7 protein-coding genes are annotated in these 6,842 nt (G+C 38.7%); all 7 read right to left on the bottom strand.

From position 1 onward, the window contains the following. Window positions 1-179 precede the first annotated feature (179 nt). A complete protein-coding gene (locus M3182_RS18535; RefSeq protein WP_285868745.1) occupies window positions 180-443 on the bottom strand; it encodes a YrhC family protein in 264 nt (87 codons plus the stop codon). Window positions 444-645: 202 nt separating this feature from the next. Continuing rightward, window positions 646-1,347: a 5'-methylthioadenosine/S-adenosylhomocysteine nucleosidase gene (gene mtnN / locus M3182_RS18530; RefSeq protein ID WP_251559453.1), complete on the bottom strand. Its 702-nt coding sequence runs from the start codon at window positions 1,345-1,347 to the stop codon at window positions 646-648. 46 nt (window positions 1,348-1,393) lie between these two features. Next, window positions 1,394-2,050 (bottom strand): YrrS family protein, encoded by a 657-nt coding sequence (locus M3182_RS18525; RefSeq protein ID WP_251559451.1) that lies wholly within the window; start codon window positions 2,048-2,050, stop codon window positions 1,394-1,396. 131 nt (window positions 2,051-2,181) lie between these two features. Beyond that, complete coding sequence (locus M3182_RS18520; protein ID WP_251559449.1) at window positions 2,182-3,951, bottom strand: peptidoglycan D,D-transpeptidase FtsI family protein; 1,770 nt, start codon at window positions 3,949-3,951, stop codon at window positions 2,182-2,184. 63 nt (window positions 3,952-4,014) lie between these two features. Beyond that, the gene (greA, locus tag M3182_RS18515; protein WP_251559447.1) at window positions 4,015-4,491 is read right to left on the bottom strand and encodes a transcription elongation factor GreA; all 477 of its coding nucleotides are present in this window, start codon (window positions 4,489-4,491) and stop codon (window positions 4,015-4,017) included. 321 nt (window positions 4,492-4,812) lie between these two features. Further along, the gene (udk, locus tag M3182_RS18510) at window positions 4,813-5,448 is read right to left on the bottom strand and encodes a uridine kinase (protein ID WP_251431443.1); all 636 of its coding nucleotides are present in this window, start codon (window positions 5,446-5,448) and stop codon (window positions 4,813-4,815) included. Between the two features lie 6 nt (window positions 5,449-5,454). Beyond that, window positions 5,455-6,723 carry a peptidase U32 family protein gene (locus M3182_RS18505; protein WP_251431441.1) on the bottom strand — a complete coding sequence of 423 codons (1,269 nt, stop codon included), beginning with the start codon at window positions 6,721-6,723 and terminating at the stop codon, window positions 5,455-5,457. Window positions 6,724-6,842 lie beyond the last annotated feature (119 nt).

Below are 6,842 nucleotides of genomic sequence, written 5' to 3'. Positions count from 1 at the left end.
TGTAAGTGTGGTGTGGTAACTTCATTTTACTAAAAAGGACGATTTTTTTTTGTATTTTTTTTCGAAAAAATACAAAAAGGGGCTCCAAAAAAACCAGCTTTCACTGACTTTTTGGACAGCCCCTTTTAATATTACAATTGCATTTTTATGTTTTATATCAGGTATCGGAACTTATACGATTAGGGACGCTTTTTTTTTATTAAATATTCCTGACCTTCTTCTGTCTCGATTAGCTTCTTACGACAGTTTTTAGAAAGACCTAAAAACACCATAGACATAATTAAAAATACAAAAGAAGTGATAACTGCTATATTCTGATTTATTATGATTTGTCCATCATTAGGGATAATGCTACCAATAAAGAAGAACGCACCAACAGCTAGTAAAACCATTCCAAACTGACGATAATCGATCATATTCTCGTAGATCTTTTTTATAATCAAGTTAATCACCCCTACTAACTCACAAACTATTTTTCTACAATAATAAATGTATCATACTATCCTAGCCTCTTCTTCATGTAAATTGTGGTGAATAAGGAAATGTAAGTTGTCGTCGGCATCATTCTTTATCGGATAGAAAAAAAACACACGAAATTTCTTCGTGTGTTTCAACTCAATCCAAATTCTAAGACAAAACAATGCTTTAATTCTTATCTAATTTAGCTATTATTTTCATAACCATCGTTGCAGAGTTTACCGCTGCTGTTTCTAGAAATTGGTCAAATGAGATATTGGATTCTTTTCCAGCAATATCTGAAAGAGAGCGAATAATCACAAACGGTATACCAAATTGGAAGGCAACCTGTGCGATAGCAGCAGCTTCCATCTCAACCGCTTGTAGATCGTTAAACTTGGAGAGAATGAACTCTGCCTGCTCTGGTTTACTAATAAAGGAATCCCCAGTAGTGATTAGTCCTTTAACTACCTGAATCCCGTTAATTTCTTTCGCACATGTTTCTGCCACTTCAACAAGGCTTGCCTCAGCCTCTAAAGCAGCAGGTAACTGCGGTACCTGTCCATACTCATAACCAAAAGCCGTTACATCAACATCATGATGTCGGACTTCTGTCGAAATAACTACATCGCCTACATTCAATTCAGGATTTAAACCGCCTGCTGACCCGGTATTAATCACATAGTCAGGTTTAAAACGGTCTAAAAGGATAGCAGTCGACATTGCCGCATTTACTTTCCCAATTCCAGAACGTAGAAGAACAACATCTGCACCTTCAAGTGTCCCCGATGTAAATTCGAAACCTGCAATCGTTTCTTGCTCTTTATTGTCAATTTTCTCTCTTAGTAAAGTTACTTCTTCGTCCATTGCACCAATAATTGCGATTCTCATGTTAAAATCCTTTCTTTTGAAGACATCATCTATTGTTTGCAGCCTTTTAATTTGCTAACTCTTCCATTTTAACAGGCTTCCAACCTTCGCCGTCAACCCATTCAATTGCAACACGATAGGTTGTCGAACCTCCTTTTTCAGAAACAGTTCCAATTGCATGCTGTGGACTACCGTTGTTCCCTAAACGCCATACAGTCATGTTATTAACATCAATATTGGTTGCATAAGAAATGGCTTTTAGCATTTCTTGCCAATCAACTGATGAATCATCATATACAGCAGCATGCTCACCCGTTTGTGTTGTTCCAACTGGTTTCCAGTTCGGATCAACAATCGTTTGCTTCACATCTGGACTGTCTCCACCTTCTGTTACAATCAGCTCGCCATCTTCTTCCTGTTCAGGTTCAGGTTCAGCTTCTTCTTCATCTGAACTTGAATTTTCCTCTTTTTGTTCTTGTTTTCCCTCGTTTTCTTTGTTTGTTCCAGCGGTTGATTCCTTTTGTTCATCCGTATTTTCGGCGACTGTAGCAGCTGTTTCTGATTCATTCTGATCACTTTGGCTATCACTAAAAAAAATCCTTACCGTAACAAAGACAATTAATACTAAAACAATCGTAATTAAACCATTTAAGATGAGGTTTGTTTTTCTTCTTTTGGCAAGCTTTTGTGCTCTAGAAGCATCGTTGTCAACTTCATGACCCATTTATTATCACTCCTCAAAATAACATCGTTTACCCTCGATTGAGGTGAGCCTCATGATAAGACTGACAACATTCTACCATGACTTTTTGGAAACATGAAGGATTTTATCTAGATGTGAGGTGGAACAAAGGGTTAATCCGTTTTTTCTTCGGTTTTATCATGAGCGGATACTTCCTTAACCATGTCCGCGAATAAGGGATTAACTCCACCTTCATCCCCGTGAACCCCTAAATTAACAGTGACAAGCGCATATTTCGGATTCTCGTAAGGGAAATAACCTGCAAACCATTTATTATAAGTCTGCTCTCCTTCTTTCATAATACCGGTTTCAGCTGTCCCGGACTTTCCAGCAACAGCATAAGGAAGCTCTTGGAACCACCTTCCAGTTCCTTCTTCATTCACAATAACCTCTCGCAATAACTTTTGAAGTTTCTGAGCTGTAAAAGGAGAAACCGTTTCCCCAGTCAACTTTTTCTCGTTAAACCCAAAGACCTTTGATCCATTCTGATACTCTACTGACTCCACAACACGTACCATTTGCTTGTCCCCCCCTCGGGCAATCGTCGCCATCATATTGGCAACAGCAAGGGGAGTGACTCTTACTTCATGCTGACCAATTGCTGAAAGGGCCACATAGTTATCATCTTTTTTAGCTTCCTCATTATGGAAGACACGACCGGAATCTTCATCTGCCATTTGCTCAAAATCTTCCGTATGAAAAACGGAACCTGTCCATCCCACTTTACCTGTTAACGAAAGCTTTTCTGCATATGCTTCGATAATTCCCTCATCCTTGTCCTTAAGTTCTTTTGCTAAATCCGCAAAAGTACGATTGCAACTTCTAGCGAAACTTTCCGTAAAATCGAGGATCCCGTGCTGATAATTCGGATCTTCTTTGCCATAGATGTTTTGATTACAATCAAATGTTCTCGAAGGAGGCTGTAATCCGTAATCAATGGCTGCTGCAGCTACCACTGTTTTAAAAACGGAACCAGGAATCTGCTGTTTCAACATTTGATTTTGGACGCCTTTATCTCCAAAAGGTTGGGAACGATTCAAATGCGGTCGAGAAACCATTGCAAGTACGGTATTCGTTTCAATATCTAACAGTACTAATCCACCGTTTTTAATTTGATGCTGATCCACAAGTTTTTCCGCCTTCTCCTGTAGATCCTTATCAAGTGTAGTTTTAACATTTAGCGGATAAAAAGGATTAGCAGGTTCGGTGTATTTTACATTAATCCCAAATAAGGGGGAGCCAACACCATCTACATGATAAACAAGCTTCGACTTCCCTTCTCCTACTAAAAATTCATCAAAGCTTTTTTCAAGCCCTGACAATCCGACAAGAGTTCGTGGTGCAAATTCCTTCTCCCCATACCTATCTTTAAGAAGAGTAGAATTTTCACCCGTAATTCCAATTAATTGCTCTGCATTGATATCGGATAGAGGATATTTCTTTTCGACTGCAAACACACCCGGTATTTTAAGTTTGTTAATAGCTTCCATTTGGCTTTCAGAGAGCCTAAATGGTTTTGGGCTCCCAAATGCGATTGGGTTTTTCGCCTTATTTAATGACCGAAGTAACGCTTCATCTCTTACACCAATTGCAGCTGCAACCTCTTCAACAGGCCAATCTAGGTGATTTAAAAAAGGGAATAAAATAAGGACAGGAACTTTTTTGTAAATAAGTGGTTCACCTGATTGATCAAGAAAATTCCCTCTTCCGTTATCAATCACCATTTCCTGTGTTCGCTGAGCAACGCTTTTTTCTAGCAAGTTGACTCCATATTTCGAGAAAGATTCCGTAGAAATCAGCTGAATTTGCGCTAACCTTCCTACTAAAATAACCATGCCTATAATGGCTATTGCTAACCAAATCTTAATTCTTCGCCTGTGCATAAAAAAACACCTCGTCAAAAGTGTTGACGAGGATGTGCTATTTCAAACAATGAGAATGGATAATTACTTAATAGATGTAATTTTAACTACCATTTCGCCGCCAGGAGTTTGAACGACTACTTCTTCGCCAACCTTTCGGCCAAGAAGACTTTTGGCGATAGGTGAATCATTCGAGATTTTCCCTTCAAAAGGATCTGCTTCTGCACTCCCAACAATGCTATAAGACTCTTCTTCACCATCTGGTAATTCAATAAATGTGACTGTACGACCAAGAGATACCTCGTCAATACTTGTCTCATCTTCATTGATGATTTTCGCATTGCGAATCATATTCTCAATCGTTGTGATACGCCCCTCAACGAAGGCCTGTTCTTCTTTAGCTGAATCGTATTCAGAGTTTTCGGAGAGGTCTCCGAAACTACGAGCGATTTTAATTCTTTCAACTACTTCTTTACGCTTAACCGTTTTCAAATGTTCTAATTCTTGTTCTAGTTTTTGTTTACCGGCAAGTGTCATTGGATATTCTTTCTCTGCTGCCATCATGCTTCCTCCTTCTAATCTTCACAAATTCCCCAATCGTTTGATTTATTATGTAGGGTACTTTTTAAAATATACAGTAGCGCGTCCTTTTGAAAAGGGCGCGCACTAGTAACAAATATATTATCTTTTATTTATCCCACATTCTTGAGTGGAAAACCGACTAAATCGTGACAAATCTTTAACAATTATTGGTTATGAGCCACTCGTAAATGTCTGATAGAAAAAGTAGAATGATGTCCTAAGCATCATCCTGAGTAGTGTGAACACTACGATAAGGAAAAGTACCCCTCATGCATGCTCTTTTCACTTTATGCTATTGTGTCACAAAAATGATTTTTGTTCAAGAATTGTTTGGATTTTTGTAACCATTAAATCAATCGCTACGTAATTATGCCCACCCTCAGGGATAATGATGTCTGCATAACGCTTTGTTGGTTCAATAAACTGATTATGCATTGGCCGAACCACGTTAACATACTGTTCAATCACGGAGTCCATTGAACGTCCCCGCTCTTTAATATCACGCAGCAACCTACGAATAATTCGCAAATCCGCATCCGTGTCGACAAAAAGTTTGATATCCATTAACTCTCGAAGCCTCTCATCCTCAAGTACGAGTATCCCTTCAAGGATGATTACATCCTTAGGTTCCACATGGATGGTTTCACTAGAACGTGTATGGATTGAATAATCATATACTGGTTTTTCAATTGCTTCTGAGCGTAGGAGCTTATTTAAGTGTTCAATTAATAAATCATTATCAAAGGCAAGTGGATGGTCATAATTTGTTTTTAACCGTTCCTCTAGCGGTAGATGGCTCTGGTCTTTATAATAATAATCTTGTTCTAGCATTAGAATTGAGTGCCCTTTAAACGTATCATAAATTGATTTTGTTACACTCGTTTTTCCAGAACCCGATCCCCCGGCCACCCCGATTACAACAGGTTTGCGTGTCATTATTTTCTAGTTCTCCTTTCGCATCATGTTGTAAGGGTACACAGGCTTATCCATTTTAAATTTGACGATTTGCAATGGATGACGAGCCGCATCCAGTTCATTTCCTTCTTCATCCCAAATTTTCTCAATGACATATGAGAAGTTTTCAATCTCTGGGCCAAAAAATTCTATTTCGTCGCCTGGTTTAAAATAGTTGCGCTGTTGAAGTGTGACGATTTGATTCTCTGCATCATAATCAAGCACCATTCCAACGAAATCATAAGTTGTCTTTTTGCTATGGTTTCCAAACATTTGCTCTTTATACCCTGGAACTCCTTCAAAGAATGCAGGAGCAGTATCACGATTTGCACATTTGTCTAGTTCATCAAGCCATTCTTGCTTAATTTTAAAGTTGTCAGGATCCGCACAATACGCATCAATAACCTTTCGATAGACACTTATAACGGTCGCAATATAGTGAATGGACTTCATTCGTCCTTCAACTTTCAAGCTATCAATCCCAATCTCAATCATTCTTGGAATGGATTCAATTAACTTTAAGTCTTTTGGACTCATCGCAAACGGAGCATCTTGTTCCCCTGTTAGTGGATTCTCTGCCCCACCCTCAAGTTCAAATAAGTCATAATCCCAGCGACAAGACTGACAGCAGCCACCACGGTTCGAATCTCGGGCTGTCATATGGTTACTTAATGTACAGCGACCAGAATAAGCAATACACATAGCACCATGGACAAATGTCTCAATTTCAATATCTACTTTTTCTTTCATTTCCTTAATTTCTTCAGCACTTGTTTCACGAGCAAGAACGACACGCTCTAAACCTTCTTCTTTCCAGAATTGTACAGCCTTCCAGTTTGAGAGGGATTGTTGCGTACTTAAATGAACTTCAATCTCTGGTGCAACCCTACGGCATGTTTCAATAATCAATGGGTCCGCAACAATAATGCCGTGAACTCCCGCTTCTTTTAGACCCAATAGATAGTCTTCTAAACCATCGATATTTTCATTATGAGCAAATATATTGGTTGTAACATAAATTTTCGCCCCGTATTTAGCAGCGAATTCAACGCCTTCTTTCATTTCTTCAAACGTAAAATTATCTGCATTTGAGCGTAAGCCATATTCTTGACCGCCAATGAAAACGGCATCTGCACCGTAACGAACAGCAATCTTAAGTTTTTCAAGATTTCCAGCTGGCGCTAACAACTCCGGTTTTTTTACAATCACACGTTTTCCATTCACGATCTGTGAAATCGGTTCTTTCACGACTGTCATCCCGTTTTCCTCCTTTTAATAAGCATTCCATTCTCAATCTCTGTTGCTGCGTACAAATTTAATTGCTCTATAAATTTGGTGAAAAGCAACAAACTTTGAGAAATTAGCCTAAATTAATA

Source organism: Mesobacillus maritimus, assembly GCF_023715205.1.
Taxonomy (GTDB): Bacteria; Bacillota; Bacilli; order Bacillales; family Cytobacillaceae; genus Mesobacillus_B; species Mesobacillus_B maritimus_C.
This window is presented reverse-complemented; position numbering and strand designations above follow the sequence as displayed.